The organism is Rhizobium sp. 768_B6_N1_8, from assembly GCF_051811225.1.
Taxonomy (GTDB): Bacteria; Pseudomonadota; Alphaproteobacteria; order Rhizobiales; family Rhizobiaceae; genus Rhizobium.
The window spans coordinates 905,004-927,275 of sequence record NZ_JBPWPV010000001.1; the positions used below are offsets into that span (position 1 = coordinate 905,004).

Genomic DNA, 22,272 nt, shown 5'->3' on the forward strand with positions numbered 1-22,272 from the left:
GGTTTTGGCCAAGAGGCGCGTCTCTTTCAGCCCATTTTTGCCAGACCCGCCGCATGGCGGGTTCTGGATGTCCGTATCCGGCATCGTCATGAGCCTGCTGTCAATCAGCCCGCTCGTGCGCTTCTTCGCACTCGCTTAGGCGAGTTTCTTGACCGGCGCCGGCTTTGCCATCATCGAGGCCGCAGCCACGGCCTTGAGGCCGAGCGGGCGGTAGTTGGTCGCGAGATCCGGCTTGGCTGCCTGCTGCTGTTCCGACTTCTTCGAGGTCACGATACTCTCCTTACGTGTTTCTCTAGAATTTTATCTGTCTTGTTCTTTTGTCTTTAATAGCGACAAAAGCGAGGCACCGCCTATCAGGAAATGTAAACACAGACCATAATTCGCGAGGCTTAACCGAAGCCTGCGTTCGTTAATACTTACTTAATAAAGTAGATGCTCAGATGTGGCGACCGATGTCGTCCTCGCCGATACCGGGTTCCTCGATGGTCAGCGTGCCATATTTGCGCTTCCACTTTCGCGCGCCGAAGGGCAGCGAAATGAGGTAGGCGCAGACGGTGAAGACCATCACTTCCCAGGTAAAGCTCATCAGCAGCGCGACGTAGATCACGACACCGAGCATGGCTGGCAGCACGAGATCACGCCGCATCCGGCTTTCGGATTTACCGGACCAGACAGGCAGGCGGCTGATGAGCAGGAAGGCGATGAGGACCGTGTAGCCGGAGGAGAGAAAGGCGAAGGTCCGGTCGGTGGTGAGGCCGAGGAAGCCGAGATAGACAGGCAGAAGCACCAGCATTGCGCCGGCCGGGGCCGGCACGCCGACGAAATATTCCGATTGCCAGGGCGCGCGGTTCTCGCGCTCCGACATCACGTTGAAGCGCGCCAGTCTGAGGCCGGCGGCGATCGTGTAGATGAGCGCCGCGATCCAGCCCAGCGAACGCGCCGCGTCAAGTGCATAGACATAGACCACGAGGGCAGGGGCGACGCCGAAATTGACGATATCGGCAAGCGAATCCATCTGCGCACCGAATTTCGACGTGGCCTTCATCAGCCGCGCGACACGGCCGTCGATGCCGTCGAGGAATGCGGCGACGAGCACCATGGCGACAGCCAGCTCGTAGCGGCCTTCGAAGGCAAGCCGGATGCCGGTCAGGCCGGCGCAGATGGCAAGGATAGTGATGAGGTTCGGAACGACGAGCCGGATCGGAATCTCGCGCAGGCGCGGCCCGCGGGCCGAATCGTCGTTCGGGCCGTTCGGTTCGAAGGGCGGAAAGGGTGTTTCCATATCGCGCTCTCCTGAAAATTAGCTGCGGCGGCTGATGACCGGACCCTTGGTCGAGGCGAATTCGGCGATAACAGTCTCGCCGGCAACCGCCGTCTGGCCGAGCGAGACGCGCGGGGCGGCACCCGCCGGCAGGAAGACATCGAGGCGCGAACCGAAGCGAATGAGGCCGAAACGCTCGCCCGCATCGAGAGGTTCATTGGCATGCGAGAAGCAGAGGATACGCCGTGCCACGAGGCCGGCGATCTGCACCACGCCGATCTGGCCGTGGTGGGTCTCGATCACGAGGCCGTTGCGCTCATTCTCTTCACTCGCCTTGTCGAGCTCGGCATTCACGAAGGTACCGGGGCGGTAGTTGATGCTGACGATGCGGCCGCGCATCGGCGCGCGGTTCACATGGCAGTTGAAGACGTTCATGAACACGGAGATGCGCAGCATCGGTTCGTTGCCGAGGTTCAGCTCGGCGGGCGGCGTGACCATCTGGATCGAGGAAACCTTGCCGTCGGCCGGCGAAATGACGAGATCGTCGTCCTGCGGCGTGACGCGTTCGGGATCACGGAAGAAATAGGCGCACCAGAGCGTCAGGATGAGGCCGATCCAGAAGAGCGGCTTGAAGATCCAGCCCAATACGAGCGACGCGACGAAGAAGGCGGCAACGAAGGGGTAACCCTCCTTGTGCACCGGAACGATCGTGTTGCGAACCGTATCGAACAAGCTCATGAATGCCGGTCTCCTGTCGTTTTTCGTATCCGCTGGTTACAGAAAAACGACAGGAGGAGCAATGGCGTGGATCTCAGGCCGCCTCCAGCGCGTCGGTTCTGAACAACAAAACGGACGATCTCGCCCGTTTACTGCGCTAGCTCGCCGGCGCCAGCCGGTTGACGATGCCGAGCTCGTCGCTTTCGCGAACCTGCTTGAGATGCTCTTCGGCCTGTGTCGCTTCGCGCTGACGGCTCCACATCGAGGCATAGAGGCCATTCTGTTCGAGAAGGGCCGCGTGCGTGCCGCGCTCGGCAATCTCCCCGCTCTTCAACACGATGATCTCGTCGGCACCAATCACGGTAGACAGGCGGTGGGCGATGACCAGCGTCGTGCGGTTCTTGGAAACGACATCGAGTGCCGTCTGGATTTCCCGCTCTGTCGTCGTGTCGAGCGCCGATGTCGCCTCGTCGAGGATCAGGATCGGCGGAGCCTTCAGGATAGTGCGGGCAATCGCCACGCGCTGCTTTTCGCCGCCTGAAAGCTTCAGCCCGCGTTCGCCGACCTTGGTTTCGAAACCCTCCGGCAGCATTTCGATGAAATGTCCGATCTGGGCGATTTCAGCCGCCTGCTTCACCTCGGCTTCACTGGCCGAAGGGCGGCCATAGCGTATGTTATAGGCGACAGTGTCGTTGAACAGCACCGTATCCTGCGGCACCATGCCGATCACCGAGCGCAGGCTCTTCTGAGTGATCGTGCGGATATCCTGCCCGTCGACGGTGATGGAACCGCTCTGGATATCGTAGAAGCGATAGAGCAGGCGCGACAGTGTCGATTTGCCGGCACCCGAGGGGCCGACGACGGCAACTGTTTTGCCCGCCGGCACCTCGAAGGAAATGCCCTTGAGGATCGGCCGGGCCGCATCATAGGCGAAATGCACGTCCTTGAAGGAGATGGTGCCCTGGGCGATGGCAAGATCCTTCGCGTCAGGCGCGTCCAGCACCTCGGCCTTCACTTCCAGAAGATCGAACATCTGCTCGATATCGATCAGCCCCTGGCGGATTTCGCGATAGACGAAACCGATGAAGTTCAGCGGCACGGAAAGCTGCAGCAGCATGGAATTGACGAAAACGAAATCGCCGATCGTATGTTCGCCGCTCTGCACCGACCAGGCCGAGAGGACGAGCATGATCGTCGTGCCGATGCCGAAGATCACGCCCTGGCCGAAGTTCAGCCAGCCGAGCGAGGTCCAGACGTCGGTTGCCGCCTTCTCATAACGCTCCATCGACTTGTCGAAGCGCTTGGCCTCCATCTCCTCATTGCCGAAATATTTGACGGTCTCGAAGTTGAGGAGCGAGTCGATCGCCTTGGTATTGGCGTCCGTATCGCTGTCGTTCATCGCCCTACGGATCGAGATGCGCCAGTCGGAAGCGCGGATCGTGAACCAGATATAGGCCCAGACGGTGAAGGCGGTGACGGCGAGATAGGAGAAGCCGTAACCCCACCAGAAGATCGCCGCCGTCAGCAGGAATTCGATGACCGTCGGGATCGAGTTCAGGATCGTGAATCGCACGATCGTTTCGATGCCCTTGGTGCCGCGCTCGATGATGCGCGAAAGCCCACCCGTCTTGCGCTCCAGATGGAAGCGCAGGGAAAGCTCATGCATATGCACGAAGGTGCGGTAGGCAAGCTGGCGCACCGCATATTGGCCGACGCTGGCAAAGAGCGAGTCTCTGAGCTGGTTGAGGGCGAGCTGGATGAGGCGCGTCAGGTTATAGGCGATGACGAGGGCGGTGGCGCCGATCAGCAGCGGCGGCAGCGTGCCCTGCAGGTCCATCCTGCCGTTCAGCGCATCGGTGGACCACTTGAAGAAATAGGGCACCAGCAGCAGGACGAACTTCGAGATCAGCAGGTAGACCGAGGCCCATACGACCCGCATCCTGAGATCCGGCCTATCCTTCGGCCACATATAGGGCCAGAGATTGTAGAGCGTTCCCAACAGGTTGGAGTCTGAAACTGTCTTGCCGTTTGCCATGCTTTTCTCCAGCCCGGCGGGCCGCTATCGCCGCGGCTTGTCGCCGCTTCCGCGAGATATGCCACCGGCTGGCGGATTACAACATTGACGGGGATTTTATAGGCGGGGTGTTGCGCGCCGGTCTTAACGAAAACGGCGGCCGATGGGCCGCCGTTTTTTTGATTTAGAGATGCCCGCCCGAGAGCCGCTTGCGGTGCAGTTCCTCGGCATTCGGAAGCGCATCCTTCGGCAGGCCGAAGACCTGGCCCGGACGGATGCGGTCCGGATTGAGGATCTTGTCCTCATTGGCGATGTAGATTGTCGTATAGCGCACACCAAGGCCATAGGTACGCCGGGAGATCTGCCAGAGCGTATCGCCACGGCGAATGATGACCGCGTTGTTGTTTGCCGTCAGCGGCGCCTGCTCAATCGTCTTTGGCTGGCTGGCGTCCGATACCTCGTTTGAGGGCATCGGCGCGACATTGGCACCGGGAACCGTCAGTTCGGCGATGATCGAGCCGAGCTTGTCGAGTACCGCGCCGACCGACTTGGCATCCTTCGGCAGGCTCTGCAGCACTGTCAGCGCATTCGCCGCAACCTGTGAGGCGGAAGCCGATGCCTGCTTGAAGGCGTCGGTAGCATCGATGCCCGGACGGAAGTCGACGAGAGAGCGCAGCGCGAACTCGGTGGCCGAGCGGGCTGCCGCAAGCTGCTCGGCACCCGGCACCTTGCCGTCTGCGAACAGCCCCTTCAGCAGGCCGAAGGCTTTCGTCGCATCGCCCTTGAGCTTGCCGAGCTGGCCCTCGTCGAGCGGCACCGTCGCCTGATTGACATTGGCATTACTGCCGGACTGCGCGGCAACCGTTACCTGATCGCCTTCCGGACGGTTGAAATTGACGGTCGCGCGGATGAGGACCTTGCCCGTCCCATCGACGACATCGACACGGATCTTGTGATCACCGACCGGGAGGTCCATCGCGCCGCTGATAACGAAGTGACCATCCGGCTCCGCGGTATCCTGGCCGATCAGCGCATCATCGGCGTAACCGATAACCTTGGCATTGGCGCGCGCCGTGCCGGCCACGAAGATCTTGTTGCCTTCGATCTCCACAGCAGTGATCACCACATCGGCAACAGCCTCGGTGCCCTGCTGAGTGCTGGGAAGAGGAGGTGCTGTTTTGCCCGCACCATCAGATGTCACGGGCATATTCGGCGTCTGCATCGCGACCTGGTCGCTCGGAGCACCACTATTAGGGGCAGGCTGCGAGCTGTCAGCAGCCGGCGGCTGGGCGTTTGCGACCTCAGCCTTCGGTGCGGTGATGATGCGGCTTGCCGTGCCCGGCTTGGAAACCATGGCGAGCAACTCGCTGCCGCTGCCATCCTTCGGCACGGAAACGGTTGCAACTTCTTCAGACAGCGTGGTCTTGCCATCCTTGCCGGTTACTTTCAGCACGAGCTGATGGTCGCCGGCTGGAAGCGGATTGTCGAGAACGGCCGCAAAATCGCCGGTGCCGTCGACATCGGTTGTTACGACCACCTTGTCGCCGTCGAGCACTTCCAGCTTGCCATGCGGCTCAGCCGAGCCGGCAATGACGGTCGAACCATCCGGCTCGACACGCAGCACGTCGAAAGCTGGGATCTTCGGGCCGGTGTTGGCAGCGGTATCGGCTGTGGGAGCAGTCTGGTTATTGGCTGCGGCCGGTTGGCCGGTTGGCTCCGGCGCACCGGTCAGCGCGGCTTCGGCCCGTGCGAGGGCGGCCAATGCGTCGGCCGCATTTTCAGGGAGATTGCGGATGATGTCGCGCGCCTTGCCCGCACCGTCCTTGGCCTTGGAGACGAGGCTTGCGGTGGTAGTATCGAGACCTTCAGGGGCAGCGAAATCGACGATCGTGGTCAGCGTATTCACGGCGGCAGTCTTTGCGCCTGCCAGCGCATCGGCAGCAGGCACCTTACCGTCCGCAAACAGCGCCTTCAGGCCGGAGAGAGACCGCACGGCATCGGCGGTGAGGCTGCCGACCTTCTGGGCGGCTTCTGTGGCATCCGCGGCAGCGGAGCGGGAAGTCTTAGACGCTTCGTTAACCGTGTTGTTGACCTCGGTGCCGGCCTGATTGATAGCGTCACCAACCTTCGCCACATCAGAGCCGAGCCGTGGCATGACGAAAAACACCATCAGTATGATTGCGATTACGAGCACTGCGAGGGCCAGCAAGCCGGCACGGTTTTTCATCATTGCGTCTCCAAAGGCGGCAAATTGCCGTAGTATTCAGAAATTGCTAGCGATTCCCGTTGCTTTGCACAAGCATTCAAAGCAAATAGGCAAGCTCCGGAAGCCGCTTTTCAGTCAATTTTCTTGACTGCATTGAAATGGAATAGTTGTTTTTCCCTTATGACCGAACAATCTGTACCGATTCGATCCATTTGCGTTTACTGCGGCTCTCGGCCGGGACGCGATCCTTCCCATATGGCTGCCGGCCGCGCGCTCGGAAAAGAGATCGCGGAATATGGCCTTCGCCTCATCTACGGCGGTGGCACTAAGGGCATCATGGGTGCTGTGGCCAGCGGGACCCTATCCAACGGCGGTCAGGTGACGGGCATCATTCCCGAGTTCCTGATCGACATGGAGGCGACTCGCCATTCGCTCGGCCAACTCAACGAGCTTATTGTAACCCCTGACATGCATGCGCGCAAACACACGATGTTCGAGCGCTCGGATGCCTTCGTGGCCTTGCCGGGCGGTATCGGCACGCTGGAAGAGATCGTCGAAATCATGACCTGGGCACAGCTCGGCCGTCACGAAAAGCCGATGGTCTTCGCCAACATCAACGGCTTCTGGGATCCGATGATGGAGCTCCTGCGCCACATGACGGGCGAGGGCTTCCTGCACACTGCCCATCGCGTGCAGCCGCTGGTCATCGATGAGATATCGGGCATCATTCCGGCCATCATGGCGCAGGCGGCAGAGCTTGCCGCCGACCGTGACGGCGAGGATGACGTGATCTCGAAGATGTAAGTCGCCGAAGCAATTCCAGCAAAAGTGCGCAGCGGTTTTGCTGGAATTACATGCAGACAGGCGCAGGTCTAACGTCCGCGCGTCGTCCTCAACATAGACCAGCTGTAGAAGAACAGGCCGGCCCAGATCAGCGGGAAGGCGATCATGCGCGCCGTATCCAGTTCTTCTCCGAAACCGAAAACGGCAATCAGGAAGATCATGGTCGGCGCGATATACTGCATGATGCCGATGGTCGAGAGCTTCAGCAGCTTGGCGCCATTGGCGTAGATCATCAGCGGTACGGCGGTGATCAGCCCGCAGCCAAGCAGCAGGGCGGTATCGCTAAGGCTCGTGCGGTACAGATGCCCTTCGCCGCTGACGAATTCCAGGTAGAGGATATAGAGCAGTGCTGGCAGGCTGAGGATCAGCACTTCCAGGAAGAAGCCTTGGTTCGGCCCGAGCGGCAACGTCTTGCGAAACAGCGCATAGAAGCCCCAGCTGATCGCCAGCGTCAGCGCCACCCAGGGAATGCCGCCGCTATCGAAGGCGAGCACGACGACCGCAAGGCCGGCAAGGCAGATCGCCGCGATCTGCATCGGCTGCAGCTTTTCCTTGAGCAGCACGGCGCCGAGGAAGATGCTGAAGAGCGGATTGATGAAATAGCCCATGGCGGCATCGAGCGAATGGCCGGCGCCGATCGCCCAGACATAGGTGCCCCAGTTCATGGTGATCAGCGCCGCGGTCATCATTGCCATGGCGAGCATGCGCGGTGAACGCAGCGCAATAGCGATATCCTGCGTGCGCCCCAGCACCAGAAGCACAATGCCGGCGAGCGGCAGCGACCAGACGATACGGTGGGCGATGACTTCGGCAGGCGAAATATGCGCCAGAGCCTTCATATAGATCGGCAGGAAGCCCCACAGAAGATAGGCCGTCAGCGCGAAGGCAAAGCCGCGTGGACTGTCTTCGTTCTTGATGAGGGGGGCGCTTGCATCGGCAGACATCGGGTGTTTCCATCTTTGTTCTGTTTCTGATCCGGATTAGCTTAAGCGGCGTGAATAGGCCAATTCATTTCAGTGAATGGATCCGCATGCGCCTGGCAACGCGGGAGGCAAGCATGGACGAAACGGAACTGGCGATTTGCCGGCAAGCCTATGCCACTCAAATGCTGGCGAAGATGGGTATCGTGGGCGACGAGCGGCTGCGACAGGCTTTTGCCACAGTGCCACGTGAGGATTTCCTGGACCCGCCGCCGTGGCGCATGGCAAACGGGACCGGCTATCAGGATATGCCGTCGACCGATCCCGTCATCCTCTATCAGGATGTTCTGATTGCGCTGCAGGAGGGAAGGCAGGTCAACAACGGCAGCCCCTCGCTTCATGCGCTCGGCCTCCACTGGCTGGCATCTCAACCCGGCGATACAGCCTGTCACATCGGCGTCGGCGGTGGTTATTACACCGCCATGCTGTCGCATCTGGTGGGCAGCGGTGGCCATGTCTCGGCGATCGAATATGACCGGGATCTCGCCGCCCGCGCCATTGCCAACCTGGCTCCCTATGGCAATGTCGAGGTTGTCTGCGGCAACGGCCTGGAATGGCCGCAGTCGCCGGCCGACGCGATCTACGTCAATTTCGGGGTCCATAGGCCGTCCGAAGCCTGGGTGGACAATCTCGCCATCGGCGGCAGGCTGATCTTTCCGCTCTGCGCTCCCTCGCGGGATGGCAACGACAATTTGCGGCCACGCAGCGCGCGCGGCGGCTTCTTCCTGATCCAGCGCACGCCCGAACACTATCGCGCCCGTTATTTGAGCCCTACCGTCTTCGTCTGGGGCCATGGCGCGACCGGCACGATCGAGACATACAAGGTGCTGGACTCCACTTTCCGGCAGGGCGGCATGGGAAGGGTCACGCGGCTGCGCTGGAAAGAGCCGAAGCAGGAGGACGAATGGTATTCGGAGGAGGACTGGGGCCTCCTATAGGGCACTTTCGTTTTTCTTCGAAACACGGAAATGCCCTATCTCTTTTATTCTCACGCAATTCCGGACGCAAAACCGCTGCACACTTTTGCTGGAATTGCTTTAGCTCACTCGGCCGCGATCTTGCCGGCGAGCTGCCGGTTCTTCATCAGCTTGTAGATGACCGAATCCATCAGCGCCTGGAACGAGGCGTCGATGATGTTTTCGGACACGCCGACCGTCCACCAGCGCACGCCGCTGGAATCGGTGGATTCGATGAGAACGCGGGTGATGGCCTCGGTGCCGCCATTGAGGATACGCACCTTGAAATCGGCGAGCACAAGATCGTCGATCTCATGCTGATACTTGCCGAAATCCTTGCGCAGCGCGAGGTCGAGCGCATTGACCGGTCCCTCGGCTTCCGCAACCGACATCAGCGTCTGGCCGTCGATGGCGATCTTCACGACGGCTTCGGAGACGATCTTGATGCGGCCGTGGGAATCGAAGCGCCGTTCGATCATCACCCGGAAGCCGTCGATGGTGAAGAAATCCGGAATGGTGCCCATGGTACGGCGCGCCAGAAGCTCGAAGCTCGCATCGGCCCCCTCATAGGCATAGCCGGATGCCTCGCGCTCCTTGACGATGGAGATCAACAGATCGAGCTTCGGATCGTCCTTGGCGACATCGATACCGCGCCGCCTCAGCGCATTGATGAAGTTTGCCTTGCCGCCCTGATCCGAGACCATGACCTTGCGGAAATTACCGACACTTTCCGGCGGCACGTGCTCGTAAGTGCGCGGGTCCTTCAGCAGCGCCGAGGCGTGGATGCCGGCCTTGGTAGCGAAGGCAGAGGCGCCGACATAGGGCATCTGATGATCCGGCGAGCGGTTCAGCAGCTCGTCGAAGGCATGCGACAGGCGGGTGAGATTGGTCAGCCGATCCGCATCGATCGCCGTTTCGAAACGCGTGTTGTAGGCGCTCTTCAGCGCCAATGTCGGGATCAATGTCACCAGATTGGCATTGCCGCAGCGCTCGCCGACGCCGTTCAGCGTGCCCTGGATCTGGCGTACGCCCGCCTCGACGGCGGCGAGCGAATTGGCGACCGCCTGGCCGGTATCGTTATGTGCATGGATACCGAGACAGTGCCCCGGCACGCCGAAGGCAATCACGGCCTCGACGATGGCGCGCACCTCCGGCGGCTGCGTGCCGCCATTGGTATCGCAGAGCACCACCCAGCGCGCGCCGTTCTCATAGGCTGTCCTTGCGCAGGCGAGCGCATATTCCGGATTGGCCTTGTAGCCGTCGAAGAAATGCTCGCAGTCGACCAGTGCCTCCTTGCCGGCGGCAACAGCGGCTTTCACGCTTTCGGCGATGCATTCGAGGTTTTCCTCATTGGTGCAGCCAAGCGCCACTTGCACGTGGTAATCCCAGCTCTTGGCGACGAAACAGATGGCGTCGCTGCGCGCCTGCAGCAGGCCGGCAATACCCGGATCGTTGGAGGCGGAAACACCGGGGCGTTTCGTCATGCCGAAGGCGACGAAAGAGGCCTGGTTCGTGCGCTTCTCAGCGAAGAAGGCAGTATCGGTCGGGTTTGCGCCCGGATAACCGCCCTCGACATAGTCGAGCCCGAACTCGTCCAGCATGCTTGCAATCGCAATCTTGTCCTCGACGGAAAAGTCGATGCCGGGCGTCTGCTGTCCGTCCCGGAGCGTCGTATCGAAGAGGTAGATTCTTTCGCGTGTCATGGGTGTTTCCTGTCGCCGCTTGCGGCCTTTATTGTTTTCCTGCGAACCGGTCCGTCGCCCGGATCAGCTGGTCGAGAATACCGGGCTCCGAAAAGGCATGGCCCGCACCCTCGATCAGGTGGAATTCGGCCTTTGGCCATGCCTTGTGCAGCATCCAGGCATATTTGGCCGGGCAGGGCATGTCATAACGCCCGTGCACGATGACGCCGGGGATATCCTTCAGCTTATAGGCATCGCGCAGCAGCTGGCCTTCCTCCATCCATCCGGCATGGACGAAGAAGTGGTTCTCGATGCGCGCAAAGGCATAGGCGAACTCGGCTTCCTCGAACTTGCCGCTGGTCGATTTCTCCGGCAGCAGCGTAATCGTCTCGCCTTCCCAGATGCTCCAGGCCTGCGCGGCCTTCAGCGCTACGGCCCGGTCCGGACCGGTAAGCCGGCGGTTATAGGCGAGCATCATCTCATGGCGTTCTTCAGGCGGGATGGGTGCGACAAAGCGCTCCCACTTGTCCGGGAACATCTCGGAGACGCCGAACTGATAATACCAGTCGAGTTCGGCCCGCGTCAGCGTGTAAATGCCGCGCACGACGAGTTCGGAAACGCGTTCCGGATGTTTCTCGGCGTAGGCAAGCGCCAGCGTGGAGCCCCAGGAGCCGCCGAAGACCTGCCATTTGTCGACGCCGGCCATCTCGCGCAGCCGCTCGATATCGGCAACGAGATGCCAGGTCGTATTGGCTTCGAGGCTCGCATGCGGGGTCGACTTACCACAGCCGCGCTGGTCGAACAGGAGGACGTCATAGAGCTTCGGGTCGAACACGCGGCGATGCGCAGGCGAAATGCCGCCGCCCGGACCGCCATGCAGGAAGACCGCCGGCTTGGCGTCCGGCATGCCGCAGCGCTCCCAATAGATCACGTGGCCATCGCCGACATCGAGATGGCCGGAAGCATAGGGTTCGATCTCAGGATAAAGCGTGCGCAGCACTTCGGTCATATCTTCACGCCTTTCGCCGGCCAGACGGCGGTATCATGGTCGGGATGCTGGAAGGAGATGATCGCCTCCTGCCGGGAATAGAAATCAGGGTCCTTATGAACCGGCGCGTCGAAGATGGTCTCGACCCAGGGCAGGCGGGCATCATAATTGACCTGGATCTGCGGGGCGAGGTCGCTCCGGTCGTCGAAGGTGCCGATCGCAAGCTCCAGCCCGCCCGGATGACGATATGTCATCGGAGTACCGCAATCCCGGCAGAAGCCGCGCTCGATATTGACCGAAGACTGGAAATAGGCGGGTTCGCCGCGTGTCCACTCCATGCCTTCCTCCGGCGCTGTTACCAGTGCTGAAAAGAAGCCGCCGAATTGCTTCTGGCACATGCGGCAATGGCAGATGGACGGGCGTCCGAGCTTTCCTGTGATGCGGAAGCGCACGGCGCCGCATTGGCAGCCGCCTGTTCTTGTCGTCTCGGTCATGGATGAGCTCCGGGTGGCCAGTGGGATGTATCGTGGTCGGGATGCTGGTGATTGCTCGCCGCGATCCTGTCCTCGCGATCGGTTGTTTCCGGTTCCGGTTCGACAGGCAAGCCATCGAGCGCATGAAACCAGACCATTTTGCTGTCGAGATTGGATTGCATGACGGGCTTTACAGCCTGCGGATCATCCAGCGAGCCGAGCGCGATGGTGATGGAGTCAGCATCGGGAATATCATAGAAAAGCGGCGTGCCGCAGTCGCCGCAAAAGCCGCGCCGCACGAGACCGGAGGAGTGGAACCATTTCGGCTCGCCGCGCGTCAACTCGAAATCGACCCGCATCACCCCTGCAAGCGGCAGGAAATAATTGCCGGCGGCCTTCTGGCACATGCGGCAGTGGCAGATATGCGGATAGTTGAGTTCGCCGCTCGCCCTGTAACGAACCGCGCCGCACTGGCATCCACCGGTCAGTTCCATCTTTGCCGTCAAGCGTGATCCTCCGGTGGCCAGACCGGCGTATCATGGTCCGGATGCTGATAGGAGACGATTTCGTGGAGGAAGGAGCCTACGGCGAGGTCCGCCTCGGTCCGTTCTCCCGGCAGTTCATGCAGATGATCGACGAAGCCGATCTTGCCTTCCATACCCCACTGGATGGTCGGCCGCAGCAGCGATGGGTCGTCGAACGCCCCTGCCGCAACCGCCACACCGTCAGGCGCCTCATAGGTTAGCGGCGTGCCGCAATCACCACAGAAGCCGCGGCTGACGAAATTCGAGGACCGGAAGGTCTTGCGCTGCCCCCTGGTCCACTCGAACTCCATCCCGCGCATGGAAACCAGCGGCGCGTAATAGGCGCCGAATGCCTTCTGGCACATGCGGCAATGACAGATCGACGAATCCTGCGGGACGCCTGTGGCACGGAAGCGGATCGCCCCGCACTGGCAGCCGCCGGTGTAGGTGTTCATTTCTTCACCTCCCACGTCGTCACGCGTTCACCCGTTGCCGGATCCTTGCCGTCTTTGAGCTGGATGCCCTCGGCGGCGAGCGTATCGCGAATCTTGTCAGCCTCGGCGAAGTTCTTCGCCTTGAGCAGTTCCAGCCGGGCCTTAACCCGCGCATCGATTTCCGCAGCCACCGCCTCGTCGATCTCGGTCTTCCTTGGCAGCACACCGAGCAGGGCGGCACTGGCGGCGAAGACGGCAGGGTCTCCAGATTGGGCGAGCGCATGCAGCGCCTGCACTGCCGCGACCGTATTGAGGTCGTCGGCGAGCGCATTCAGCACGGTCTCATCCGGCTTGGCATCGCCGGGTTCGGCCGCCGGCCATTTGGCGAGCAGCCGCTCGGCTTCCTCCAGCCGCTTCACCGAGAAGTCGATCGGCTCGCGATAGTGCGTCATCAGCATCGCAAGACGCAGCACTTCGCCCGGCCACTGGCGGCCGGCGAATGTTTCCGTGTGCAGCAACTCGTAGATGGTGACGAAATTGCCTTCGGATTTCGACATCTTGCGGCCTTCGACCTGCAAGAAGCCGTTATGCATCCAGACATTCGCCATCACGTCCGTGCCATGGGCGCAACGCGACTGGGCGATCTCGTTTTCATGATGCGGGAAGATCAGGTCCAGCCCGCCGCCATGGATATCGAAGACGTCGCCAAGATAGCGCCCGCTCATGGCCGAGCACTCGATATGCCAGCCTGGGCGGCCTCGACCCCACGGGCTTTCCCAGCCGGGTTCGTTGTCGTCGGAGAGTTTCCAGAGCACGAAGTCGCCGGGGCTCTTCTTGTGAGCATCGACGGCAACGCGGGCGCCCGCCTGCTGCTCATCGAGATTGCGCTTCGAAAGCTGGCCGTAATCGGCCATCGACCTGGTGTCGAACAGTACCTCGCCTGATGCCTGATAGGCATGGCCGCGCGCAATCAGCCGCTCGATGATCGCGATCATCTCAGCGATATTGTCGGTGGCGCGCGGCTGCAACGTCGGCTCGAGCGAGCCGAGTGCCAAGGCATCGTCAAGAAACTGCCTCTCGGTCTTTTCCGTGACCGCCCGGATCGCCGCATTCAGCAGCAGGCCCGGATAGTCGCGCAGCGCCCGCGCGTTGATCTTGTCGTCGACATCGGTGATGTTGCGGGCATAAGTGACGTGGCTTTCGCCGTAGACATGGCGCAACAGGCGGAACAGCACGTCGAAGACGATGACCGGTCGCGCATTGCCGATATGGGCGTAATCATAGACCGTCGGGCCGCACACATACATGCGGACGTTTTCGGCATCGATCGGCTTGAAGACCGATTTCTCCCGCGTCAGCGTATTGTACAGCTTCAGTTCCGGCGTGCCGCCCATTTCACTCTCCTAAAATGCATATGCAGAAAATATACCACCACCGGCAGGCCGGGGCGTTTCGCATCTTGGAAATTTGGGAGACGAAAACGGCCAGGCCAGCTTTGGGCTAGCGAATAATCTTCCGGCAAATAATGCAGGTAACCGTTTTCATGACGCGTTTTATGGCGTGGGATCGGAGTTTGGTCAAGAGGGCGAGCAACGATCCCGCGGGCAACCGGAGCTATCCATCTCGTGAATCGATGGCCGCGATGGACATCCAGTAAAGGAGGCGTGCTTGCTTTAAGATTTTTGGTCATTTTCAAGACGCAAATCTTGCATAGCCAATTGCGAAACCGGTGAAAATAGGGGGATTGGGTGAGGAGAGCGGCACGATGGACAATAGGAGCGACCGCAATTCTGACAATCGCGTCCGCCGCATATTTCGCCTATGATTTCGGTATGCTTCGCTTCAACAATCCGTCTCTAAGCCGCTATCCGATCCAGGGTATCGATGTCAGCCACCATCAAGGCGATATCGATTGGAAGACTGTCGCGTCGCAGGCGAATGTCCGTTTTGCGATCATGAAGGCGACCGAAGGCGGAGATCACCGGGATTCCAAATTTGCCGAGAATTGGCAGCGTGCCGGGGATGCCGGACTGGTAAGGGGTGCGTATCATTTCTTCACCTTCTGTCGCCCGGGCAAGGATCAGGCGCAGAATGTCCTGGCGACGGTGTCAAAGGAGCCGGGGACTCTACCCATTGCAGTCGATCTGGAGTTTGTCGGCAACTGCAACAAGATTCCAACGATCGAGGAAATGGCTGCCGAGGTGAACGCGTTCTTCGTCGAGTTGAAAGGCACCTTTCCCGAGAAGCCCATTTTTTACGTTACTCAGGAGTTCTTTGATCAATATCTGAAAGGCAATGAATCACGGTTCCCCGACCATTACCTGTGGCTTCGAAGCGTCTTCAAGGAACCTAGGCAGGAAGAATGCAGTCACTGGTCAATCTGGCAATTCGCCGATAACGGCACCTTGGACGGTATCCAGGGACCGGTCGATCTTAACGCGATGTGCGCGTCGGAGACCGGTTTCGCTCATCTGTTCGCGACTGCTGCAGCGAATTGAAGCGTCCGGCTATTCCGGCAGCTGGTAATCCACCAGCTTGTTCTCGCGTACAATGAACAGCTTACCGGTCTCGGTCACGCCGGGGCCGAGCAAGGGAAGGATTGCTTTCGCCACCTCGGAAGGATGCGGCAGGCTCATCGGGTCTTCACCCGGAACCGCCTGCGCGCGCATGGCGGTGCGCGTGGCACCCGGATCGACGCTGGTGATACGCAGCGGCGTCGATTGCGTCTCGCCGGCCCAGGTGCGCGCCAATGCTTCGACAGCGGCCTTGGAGGCGGAATAGGCGCTCCAGAAGGGCCGGCATTTGTGGGCGGCGCCTGAGGACATGATGACGGCGCGGCCGGCATCAGAGCGGGTCAGCAGCGGATCGACCGAGCGGATGAGACGCCAGGTGGCATTCACGTTGATGTTCATGACCTTCTCGAAGACCTTCGCCTCGATATGGCCGATCGGCGAGATGACGCCGAGCACGCCGGCATTGGCGACGAGAATGTCGAGCTTGCCCCAGCGCTCGAAGATCGAGCCGCCGAGGCGGTCGATCGCTTCCATGTCGGCGAGATCGAAGGGAACCAGCGTCGCGGAACCGCCCGCGGCCTTGATGGCATCGTCGAGCTCTTCCAAGCCGCCAACGGTGCGGGCGCAGGCAATCACATGCGCACCGGCCTTGGCGAGTTCGAGTGCCGTGAAATAGCCGATGCCGCGCGATGCGCCTGTGACCAGCGCGATCTTGCCTTCAAGATTGATGTTCATCTGCCCCGGTTCCCGATGCGCTTGAAAAGGTAAGGGGCGCAATAGGCGCCCCAGATAGGAAAGTCAAAGCGGAAGCGGCTCAGCCGTTGCTGGCAAGCATGGAAATCTTGTTGCCCATGGACTCGCCGTTCTTGTCGAGCAGGCGGGTCGGATAGTCACCGGTGAAATAGTGGTCGGTGAACTGCGGGCGGGCGTTGTTGCGGTCTTCGCCGCCGACGGCGCGATAGAGGCCGTTGATCGACAGGAAGGCCAGCGAATCCGCGCCGATATATTTGGCCATGGCTTCGACATCGGCATACTGGTTTGCCAGGAGCTTATCGGCGTCAGGCGTATCGATACCGTAGAAATCCGGAAAGAAGATCATCGGGCTCGCAACGCGGATATGCACTTCCTTGGCGCCGGCTTCACGGATCATCTGCACGATCTTCAGCGAGGTCGTACCGCGCACGATGGAATCGTCCACCAGTACCACGCGCTTGCCTTCGATCATCGCCCGGTTGGCGGAATGCTTCAGCTTCACGCCGAAAGCGCGGATCTGCTGCGTCGGCTCGATGAACGTGCGGCCGACATAGTGGTTACGGATGATGCCGTATTCGAAGGGAATGCCGCTTGCCTGCGCATAGCCGAGAGCAGCAGGTGTGCCGCCATCGGGAACAGGCACGATCACGTCGGCATCGACAGGCGATTCCTTGGCAAGGTTCATGCCCATGCTCTTGCGCGTCGTATAGACGTTGCGGCCGCCGACGACCGAATCCGGACGGGCGAAATAGACATATTCGAACAGGCAGAGGCGTTCCGGCTGCGGCTTGCTGGGCTTGCGCGCATCGATGCTGATCGAACCGTCGGGCTGGATTTCGCAGATGACGACTTCGCCATTCTCCACGTCGCGGATGAACTTGGCGCCGATGATGTCGAGAGCGCAGGTTTCCGAGCAGAAGATCGGCTTGCCGTCGAGTTCACCCATGACCAGCGGGCGGATGCCGGTGGGGTCACGCGCGGCAATCAGCTTCGTGCGCGTCATGGCGAGCATCGAATAGCCGCCTTCCATCTGGCGGATGGCGTCGATGAAGCGATCGGTTGTGGAAGTGTGGCGGGAGCGGGCGATGAGGTGAAGGACGACTTCGGTATCCGACGTCGACTGACAGATGGCGCCGGTTGCGATGATCTGGCGGCGCAGCGTCAGGCCATTGGTGAAATTGCCGTTATGGGCAATGGCGATGCCGCCTTCTTCCAGCTCGGCAAAGAGCGGCTGCACGTTGCGCATCGCCACTTCGCCTGTTGTCGAATAGCGCGTATGGCCGATCGACATGCTGCCGGGCAGGCGGGCGAGCGTCATCGGGTTGGTATAATGGTCGCCGACGAGGCCCATATGGCGTTCCTGATGGAAGCGCTTGCCGTCGAAGGAGACGATACCGGCCGCTTCCTGCCCGCGATGCTGAAGCGCATGCAAGCCAAGCGCCGTCAGCGCTGCCGCATCGGGATGTCCCAGAATTCCGAAAACGCCGCATTCCTCATGCAGCGTATCTCCGTCGAGCGGATCGTCAATCGGGAAGGAATGGGACTGGTTCATTTCTGCGGGCCTCTGCTCTCACAAGAATGGATCGGCTTTTCCAGTAGCATGATACCGGAAAAAATGCTGCTTTCCGATAAGTTCATGCTGATAACACCTGCCTCAAAGCCCGTTCACCGGCTCTGAAACGGCTGAGGCCCGGCAGAGCGAAATGCCCGGCCGGACCTTTGATCTTACGTCCCGCTCAAATGGCAATTGCCAGGCCGCGGGTCAAGCTAGTGAACACTGCGTCAATTCGATGGCTGCTGTGCGCCATTGTTAGGCGCGGGTGCTGCGTCTTCTGCCGGAGCCTGATCGTTGTTGGCCGGCGCATTTTCTTCCGTCGTGCGCGCGCCACCAAGCTTCTCGGTGATGCTCTTCTGGATCATCTGCGCGAATTCATCCGGCAGCACTGCCTGCAGGCGAACGACGAGAGAATCCAGGAACGGCTTCGATTTGGCATTATTGACCCAGGACGGGCGATGATCGGCATCGACCAGCCAGTTCCAGAAAGCAACGGCGACGACGAGCAGAAGTATGCCGCGCGCAGCACCGAAGAGGAAGCCCAAAGTGCGGTCGAGCGCGCCGATGCGGCTGTCGATGATGAAATCGGCGACCTTCATCGTAATGAAGGAGATGACGATCAGCGCGATGAGGAAGACGACGGCAGCCGAACCAACGATCGCGATGCGGTCATCATCCGTGTACCGCTTCGCATAAGGCACGAGATAGGGGTAGAGGTAGTAGGCGGCAGCGGCTGAGCCGCCCCAACTCGCGATCGAAAGGACTTCGCGCGAAAAGCCGCGGACCATTGCCAGAACGGCGGAGAAGAGCACGACGCCGATGACAATACCGTCGAAAATCGTAATGGGCATATAAATTCCACTCCAGACTGCCGCCTTGCGGGCCGCGTCGCGCCTTGTTTGGCTGATCCTATAGCATTCCCGCTATCGGTGATGAAGGATCAAACGTCTTCTTCCACACGCTGCAACGCCCCTTTCGACCCTGCAATGCGCGCGACCAGATCCGGCAGGCTCTCGATCTCGCTCCAGCGGCCGTTACCCTTCGGCAGATCGACGGAACCGGACGGTAGCAGAGCTGCCGAGAACCCCAGCTTTTCGGCTTCTTTAAGGCGCTGAGCGGTTTGCGCAACAGGCCGGACGGCGCCCGACAGGCTGACTTCGCCGAAATAGACGCAATCGGCCGGAAGGGCAATACCGGCAAGCGAGGAAACGAGGGCCGATGCGACCGCAAGATCGGCCGCCGGCTCGCTGATGCGAAAGCCGCCGGCAATGTTGAGATAGACGTCATGCTGGCCGAGCCGAACGCCGCAATGGGCCTCCAGAACCGCAAGGATCATCGACAGGCGGGCAGAGTCCCAGCCGACGACCGCGCGCCGCGGCGTGCCGAGCGAAGTGGGGGCGACCAGCGCCTGCACTTCGACGAGTACGGGCCGCGTGCCTTCCATGCCGGCAAAGACTGCAGCACCCGGCGATTTCGAATTGCGCTCGCCGAGAAAGAGTTCGGATGGGTTGGCGACCTCGCGCAGGCCCTTGTCCGACATTTCGAAAACGCCGATCTCGTCGGTCGGTCCGAAGCGGTTCTTCACGGTGCGCAGGATGCGATAGTGATGTCCGCGGTCGCCCTCGAAATAGAGCACGGCATCGACCATATGCTCGACGACACGCGGGCCGGCGATCTGCCCATCCTTGGTCACATGGCCGACGAGCACCATGGCCGCACCCGTCTGCTTGGCAAAGCGGATCATCGACTGCACGCCGGTACGCACTTGGGTGACTGTGCCCGGCGCAGATTCGGCAAGCTCGCTCCAGAGCGTCTGGATGGAATCGATGATGACGAGATCAGGGCGTTTGCCCTCCGCCAGCGTGGCAAGAATGTCCTCGACATTGGTTTCCGCCGCCAGCAACACATCCGTATCGGCGGCATGGAGCCGCTGTGCGCGCAGCCGCACCTGCGCCACCGCCTCTTCGCCGGAGACGTAGATGATCCGGTGCCCGCGACGCGAAAGCGCCGCAGCTCCCTGCATCAGCAGCGTCGACTTGCCGATGCCGGGATCGCCGCCGACGAGCACGGCAGAACCGCGCACGAAGCCGCCGCCGGTCACTCGGTCGAGTTCGGAAATACCAGTTTGGATGCGCGGCGCTTCCTCGATCTCACCGGAGAGAGCCGTCAATGCGACCGGCCGGCCCTTCTTCGGCGTCTTGGCAGGGCCGCCGCCGATGCCGCCCATTGGATCTTCCTCGACGATGGTGTTCCACTCGCCGCAATTTTCGCATTTGCCGGCCCAGCGATTATGCACCGCGCCGCAACTCTGGCAGATGAATTGTGTTCTGGCCTTGGCCATCAATGACTGCTTTCGGGTAAGGGGGCGCGGCAAGCGCCCGAATCGGAGTTTTGCCCTAGATAATGGCTTCCGGCATCGATCAAAACTAATGATTTTCCTATCAGCGACCGGGCTGGCAGCATTGCCGCGCTCTCAAAGGACAGGCCATGCTCGATTATTCGCTCGCTCACTGGATCGGTTTCTTTACCGCGGCGGTTCTTTTGAACATCTCGCCAGGTCCTGACATGGCCTTCATCCTCGGCCACACGATGAAGAGCGGCACACGGGCCGGCTTCTCGGCCGTCTTCGGCATCTGGACGGGTGCCTGCATCCATGTGCTTCTCGCCGCCTTCGGCCTGTCGGCGATCCTTGCTGCCTCGGCAATCGCCTTCTCCACCGTCAAATGGGTGGGCGCGATCTATCTCGTCTGGCTCGGCATCCAGGCGCTGCGGTCGAAAGGTGAGGGCGGCTTCGTGCGGGTGGCAGGCGAAACGCTCGGCTGGCGGCGCATCTATCGACAGGGCGTATTGGTCTCGCTGCTCAATCCGAAGGTAGCGATCTTTTTCCTTGCCTTCCTGCCGCAATTCGTCGTCGAGGGCGCAGGTCCTGCATGGCTGCAGCTTGCCGTTCACGGTGGCCTGATCATTGTGGTGGCGTTTTTCATCGAGCCGCCGCTGATCCTGGCCGGAGGCCGCCTTGCCGATCTCTTCAAGAACAATACGAAAATCGGCCTGTGGCTCGACCGTGGTCTCGGCGCGCTCTTCGTGGCGCTTGGTGTCCGCCTCGCGCTCACGACACGCTAGAGACTATTCCTCGTCCATTTCGTACTTGCGCTCGTGGCGCAGGCCGATGCTGGTCAGCATCTCATAGCCGATCGTACCCGCCGACTTCGCCGCATCGTCGACGAGGACATTCTTGCCGAAGAGTTCGATATAGTCACCGGCGCGCACTGCGCCCTCCGGCAGGTCGGTCACGTCGAAGATCGTCTGGTCCATGGTGATACGACCGGCGACCGGTACCTTCTGGCCGGCAACGAAACCCTGTCCACCCTGCGGCACGACCTCGCGCAGCGGCACGCCGCCACTCGACTGGCTGCGCATATAGCCATCGGCATAACCGGCCGAGACAATCGCCAGCCGGCTGTCACGCGTCAGCTGCAGTGCTCGCCCGTAACTGACGGTTTCACCGGCCTTGACCGTGCGGATCTGGATGATGCGCGCCTCGGCAGTTGCCACCGGCCGCATCGGGTTTGCGATACCATTGACCGCCTGGCCGCCATAGAGCGCGATGCCCGGCCGGGTGAGATCGAAGTGATAATCATCCCCCAGGAAGATGCCGCCGGAGGCAGCAAGGCTTGAATCGATACCTTCATAGGCGGCGCTAACCGTGCGGAATGATTCAAGCTGCTGCTTGTTCATCGCCGAGGAATGATCGTCGCCGCAGGCAAGATGGCTCATGACGAGAACGGGAGCGAAACTCGCCGGCCGTGACACGTCGTTGGCGAGCGCAATTGCTTCGTCCACCGTCAGGCCGAGCCTGTTGAATCCGGTATCGACATGCAGCGCGCACGGATAGTCGCCATAATCGGCAAGCACCGCCATCCAGAAGGCAAGCTGCTCTTCCGAGGAGATGATCGGCACAAGATCGTTTTCGAAGAAACGCCGCTCGGTGCCCGGCCAGATTCCCGCCAGTACGAAGATGCGTGCCTCAGGCGCAAACATGCGCAGCGTGACACCTTCATCGACGGTGGCGACGAAGAAATCCCGCGCGCCGGCAAGATAGAGCGCTTCGCCGGCATCCTCGATCCCCATCCCATAGGCATCCGCCTTGACGACAGCGGCCGTGCGCGCCTTTCCGGAGCGGCGCGCCATATCCCGCCAGTTGTCGGCCAGCGCCGTCAGATCGACGGTCAGCCGCAGGCCGGCGGAAGCGAAAAGGTCGTCGTCTTCAAAGGGAATGGAAAAATCTGTCATGAATCGCCGCGCTGAAAGGGAAAGGAAAATCGCTGCAAACACTCTAAAGAGCATTGTGGCAAAGAGAAAGCACAGGGGGC

The 22,272-nt window shown here is 60.9% G+C and carries 20 protein-coding genes and 2 pseudogenes; 5 read left to right on the forward strand and 17 right to left on the reverse strand.

The annotated features are described in order from the left end of the window. Nucleotides 1–6 precede the first annotated feature (6 nt). Nucleotides 7–139 (forward strand): annotated as a pseudogene (locus AB8B33_RS04550) (amino acid transporter); the annotation flags it as partial. Here AB8B33_RS04550 and AB8B33_RS04555 read toward each other — a convergent pair. From AB8B33_RS04555 to AB8B33_RS04575, 5 genes and pseudogenes are all read right to left on the reverse strand, one after another. Continuing rightward, nucleotides 136–270, reverse strand: a complete 135-nt coding sequence (locus AB8B33_RS04555) for a hypothetical protein (RefSeq protein WP_018115574.1) — start codon at nt 268–270, stop codon at nt 136–138. The pseudogene AB8B33_RS04550 and the gene AB8B33_RS04555 sit on opposite strands and share 4 nt — an antisense overlap. Before the next feature lie 166 nt (nt 271–436). Further along, entirely contained in the window at nt 437–1,282 is an 846-nt protein-coding gene (pssA, locus tag AB8B33_RS04560) for a CDP-diacylglycerol--serine O-phosphatidyltransferase (protein ID WP_113324910.1), read from the reverse strand. A gap of 18 nt (nt 1,283–1,300) precedes the next feature. Then, nucleotides 1,301–2,002, reverse strand: a pseudogene (locus tag AB8B33_RS04565) (phosphatidylserine decarboxylase); the annotation flags it as partial. 133 nt (nt 2,003–2,135) lie between these two features. Further along, a complete protein-coding gene (locus tag AB8B33_RS04570) occupies nt 2,136–4,013 on the reverse strand; it encodes an ABCB family ABC transporter ATP-binding protein/permease (protein ID WP_439014502.1) in 1,878 nt (625 codons plus the stop codon). Nucleotides 4,014–4,176: 163 nt separating this feature from the next. Next, nucleotides 4,177–6,222 (reverse strand): LysM peptidoglycan-binding domain-containing protein, encoded by a 2,046-nt coding sequence (locus tag AB8B33_RS04575; protein ID WP_439014503.1) that lies wholly within the window; start codon nt 6,220–6,222, stop codon nt 4,177–4,179. A 156-nt stretch (nt 6,223–6,378) separates the two neighbouring features. Between AB8B33_RS04575 and AB8B33_RS04580 the strand changes: the two genes are divergently transcribed. Then, nucleotides 6,379–7,002: a TIGR00730 family Rossman fold protein gene (locus AB8B33_RS04580; RefSeq protein WP_081493273.1), complete on the forward strand. Its 624-nt coding sequence runs from the start codon at nt 6,379–6,381 to the stop codon at nt 7,000–7,002. 68 nt (nt 7,003–7,070) lie between these two features. Here AB8B33_RS04580 and rarD read toward each other — a convergent pair whose 3' ends face one another. After that, nucleotides 7,071–7,985 carry an EamA family transporter RarD gene (gene rarD / locus AB8B33_RS04585; RefSeq protein WP_439014504.1) on the reverse strand — a complete coding sequence of 305 codons (915 nt, stop codon included), beginning with the start codon at nt 7,983–7,985 and terminating at the stop codon, nt 7,071–7,073. 113 nt (nt 7,986–8,098) lie between these two features. Between rarD and AB8B33_RS04590 the strand changes: the two genes are divergently transcribed. After that, entirely contained in the window at nt 8,099–8,959 is an 861-nt protein-coding gene (locus tag AB8B33_RS04590) for a protein-L-isoaspartate O-methyltransferase family protein (RefSeq protein ID WP_439014505.1), read from the forward strand. Between the two features lie 104 nt (nt 8,960–9,063). On the opposite strand, the gene cimA is transcribed toward AB8B33_RS04590, so the two are convergent. Genes cimA through cysS form a run of 6 tightly spaced genes read right to left on the reverse strand, consistent with a single transcriptional unit; the run spans nt 9,064 to nt 14,472 of the window. Further along, nucleotides 9,064–10,680: a citramalate synthase gene (cimA, locus tag AB8B33_RS04595; RefSeq protein ID WP_007820198.1), complete on the reverse strand. Its 1,617-nt coding sequence runs from the start codon at nt 10,678–10,680 to the stop codon at nt 9,064–9,066. Nucleotides 10,681–10,708: 28 nt separating this feature from the next. Further along, nucleotides 10,709–11,668 (reverse strand): prolyl aminopeptidase, encoded by a 960-nt coding sequence (gene pip, locus AB8B33_RS04600; protein WP_439014506.1) that lies wholly within the window; start codon nt 11,666–11,668, stop codon nt 10,709–10,711. Beyond that, on the reverse strand, nt 11,665–12,141 hold the full coding sequence (locus tag AB8B33_RS04605; RefSeq protein ID WP_439014507.1) for a GFA family protein: 477 nt from the start codon (nt 12,139–12,141) through the stop codon (nt 11,665–11,667). Before AB8B33_RS04605 ends, pip begins: the two co-directional genes overlap by 4 nt. Then, entirely contained in the window at nt 12,138–12,614 is a 477-nt protein-coding gene (locus AB8B33_RS04610; RefSeq protein ID WP_439017187.1) for a GFA family protein, read from the reverse strand. The genes AB8B33_RS04605 and AB8B33_RS04610 overlap by 4 nt, the downstream gene beginning before the upstream one ends. An 8-nt stretch (nt 12,615–12,622) precedes the next feature. Further along, nucleotides 12,623–13,099: a GFA family protein gene (locus AB8B33_RS04615; RefSeq protein ID WP_439014508.1), complete on the reverse strand. Its 477-nt coding sequence runs from the start codon at nt 13,097–13,099 to the stop codon at nt 12,623–12,625. Beyond that, nucleotides 13,096–14,472, reverse strand: coding sequence for a cysteine--tRNA ligase (gene cysS / locus AB8B33_RS04620; protein WP_439014509.1), 1,377 nt, complete (start codon nt 14,470–14,472; stop codon nt 13,096–13,098). Before cysS ends, AB8B33_RS04615 begins: the two co-directional genes overlap by 4 nt. Nucleotides 14,473–14,826: 354 nt before the next feature. On the opposite strand from cysS, the gene AB8B33_RS04625 reads away from it, so the two are divergent. Beyond that, a complete protein-coding gene (locus AB8B33_RS04625; RefSeq protein WP_439014510.1) occupies nt 14,827–15,576 on the forward strand; it encodes a glycoside hydrolase family 25 protein in 750 nt (249 codons plus the stop codon). 9 nt (nt 15,577–15,585) lie between these two features. Here the strand turns inward: AB8B33_RS04625 and AB8B33_RS04630 are convergent, their stop codons facing one another. The 4 genes from AB8B33_RS04630 to radA form a co-directional block, all read right to left on the reverse strand. Further along, nucleotides 15,586–16,326, reverse strand: a complete 741-nt coding sequence (locus AB8B33_RS04630) for an SDR family NAD(P)-dependent oxidoreductase (protein ID WP_310382837.1) — start codon at nt 16,324–16,326, stop codon at nt 15,586–15,588. Nucleotides 16,327–16,405: 79 nt separating this feature from the next. Beyond that, nucleotides 16,406–17,896 carry an amidophosphoribosyltransferase gene (gene purF / locus AB8B33_RS04635; protein ID WP_439014511.1) on the reverse strand — a complete coding sequence of 497 codons (1,491 nt, stop codon included), beginning with the start codon at nt 17,894–17,896 and terminating at the stop codon, nt 16,406–16,408. 230 nt (nt 17,897–18,126) lie between these two features. After that, nucleotides 18,127–18,750 (reverse strand): CvpA family protein, encoded by a 624-nt coding sequence (locus AB8B33_RS04640; protein WP_439014512.1) that lies wholly within the window; start codon nt 18,748–18,750, stop codon nt 18,127–18,129. Nucleotides 18,751–18,839: 89 nt separating this feature from the next. Then, nucleotides 18,840–20,240 (reverse strand): DNA repair protein RadA, encoded by a 1,401-nt coding sequence (gene radA, locus AB8B33_RS04645; protein WP_310382839.1) that lies wholly within the window; start codon nt 20,238–20,240, stop codon nt 18,840–18,842. Between the two features lie 146 nt (nt 20,241–20,386). On the opposite strand from radA, the gene AB8B33_RS04650 reads away from it, so the two are divergent. Then, nucleotides 20,387–21,022 carry a LysE family translocator gene (locus AB8B33_RS04650; RefSeq protein WP_439014513.1) on the forward strand — a complete coding sequence of 212 codons (636 nt, stop codon included), beginning with the start codon at nt 20,387–20,389 and terminating at the stop codon, nt 21,020–21,022. Between the two features lie 3 nt (nt 21,023–21,025). On the opposite strand, the gene alr is transcribed toward AB8B33_RS04650, so the two are convergent. Continuing rightward, nucleotides 21,026–22,192, reverse strand: coding sequence for an alanine racemase (gene alr, locus AB8B33_RS04655; protein ID WP_439014514.1), 1,167 nt, complete (start codon nt 22,190–22,192; stop codon nt 21,026–21,028). Between the last annotated feature and the right edge of the window lie 80 nt (nt 22,193–22,272).

What these genes read in the sequence shown, in the direction of transcription:
- pssA (WP_113324910.1), bottom strand. Translation starts at nt 1,282, where the DNA reads ATGGAAACACCCTTTCCGCCCTTCGAACCGAACGGCCCGAACGACGAT.
- AB8B33_RS04570 (WP_439014502.1), bottom strand. Translation starts at nt 4,013, where the DNA reads ATGGCAAACGGCAAGACAGTTTCAGACTCCAACCTGTTGGGAACGCTC.
- AB8B33_RS04575 (WP_439014503.1), bottom strand. Translation starts at nt 6,222, where the DNA reads ATGATGAAAAACCGTGCCGGCTTGCTGGCCCTCGCAGTGCTCGTAATC.
- AB8B33_RS04580 (WP_081493273.1), top strand. Translation starts at nt 6,379, where the DNA reads ATGACCGAACAATCTGTACCGATTCGATCCATTTGCGTTTACTGCGGC.
- rarD (WP_439014504.1), bottom strand. Translation starts at nt 7,985, where the DNA reads ATGTCTGCCGATGCAAGCGCCCCCCTCATCAAGAACGAAGACAGTCCA.
- AB8B33_RS04590 (WP_439014505.1), top strand. Translation starts at nt 8,099, where the DNA reads ATGGACGAAACGGAACTGGCGATTTGCCGGCAAGCCTATGCCACTCAA.
- cimA (WP_007820198.1), bottom strand. Translation starts at nt 10,680, where the DNA reads ATGACACGCGAAAGAATCTACCTCTTCGATACGACGCTCCGGGACGGA.
- pip (WP_439014506.1), bottom strand. Translation starts at nt 11,668, where the DNA reads ATGACCGAAGTGCTGCGCACGCTTTATCCTGAGATCGAACCCTATGCT.
- AB8B33_RS04605 (WP_439014507.1), bottom strand. Translation starts at nt 12,141, where the DNA reads ATGACCGAGACGACAAGAACAGGCGGCTGCCAATGCGGCGCCGTGCGC.
- AB8B33_RS04610 (WP_439017187.1), bottom strand. Translation starts at nt 12,614, where the DNA reads ATGGAACTGACCGGTGGATGCCAGTGCGGCGCGGTTCGTTACAGGGCG.
- AB8B33_RS04615 (WP_439014508.1), bottom strand. Translation starts at nt 13,099, where the DNA reads ATGAACACCTACACCGGCGGCTGCCAGTGCGGGGCGATCCGCTTCCGT.
- cysS (WP_439014509.1), bottom strand. Translation starts at nt 14,472, where the DNA reads ATGGGCGGCACGCCGGAACTGAAGCTGTACAATACGCTGACGCGGGAG.
- AB8B33_RS04630 (WP_310382837.1), bottom strand. Translation starts at nt 16,326, where the DNA reads ATGAACATCAATCTTGAAGGCAAGATCGCGCTGGTCACAGGCGCATCG.
- purF (WP_439014511.1), bottom strand. Translation starts at nt 17,896, where the DNA reads ATGAACCAGTCCCATTCCTTCCCGATTGACGATCCGCTCGACGGAGAT.
- AB8B33_RS04640 (WP_439014512.1), bottom strand. Translation starts at nt 18,750, where the DNA reads ATGCCCATTACGATTTTCGACGGTATTGTCATCGGCGTCGTGCTCTTC.
- radA (WP_310382839.1), bottom strand. Translation starts at nt 20,240, where the DNA reads ATGGCCAAGGCCAGAACACAATTCATCTGCCAGAGTTGCGGCGCGGTG.
- AB8B33_RS04650 (WP_439014513.1), top strand. Translation starts at nt 20,387, where the DNA reads ATGCTCGATTATTCGCTCGCTCACTGGATCGGTTTCTTTACCGCGGCG.
- alr (WP_439014514.1), bottom strand. Translation starts at nt 22,192, where the DNA reads ATGACAGATTTTTCCATTCCCTTTGAAGACGACGACCTTTTCGCTTCC.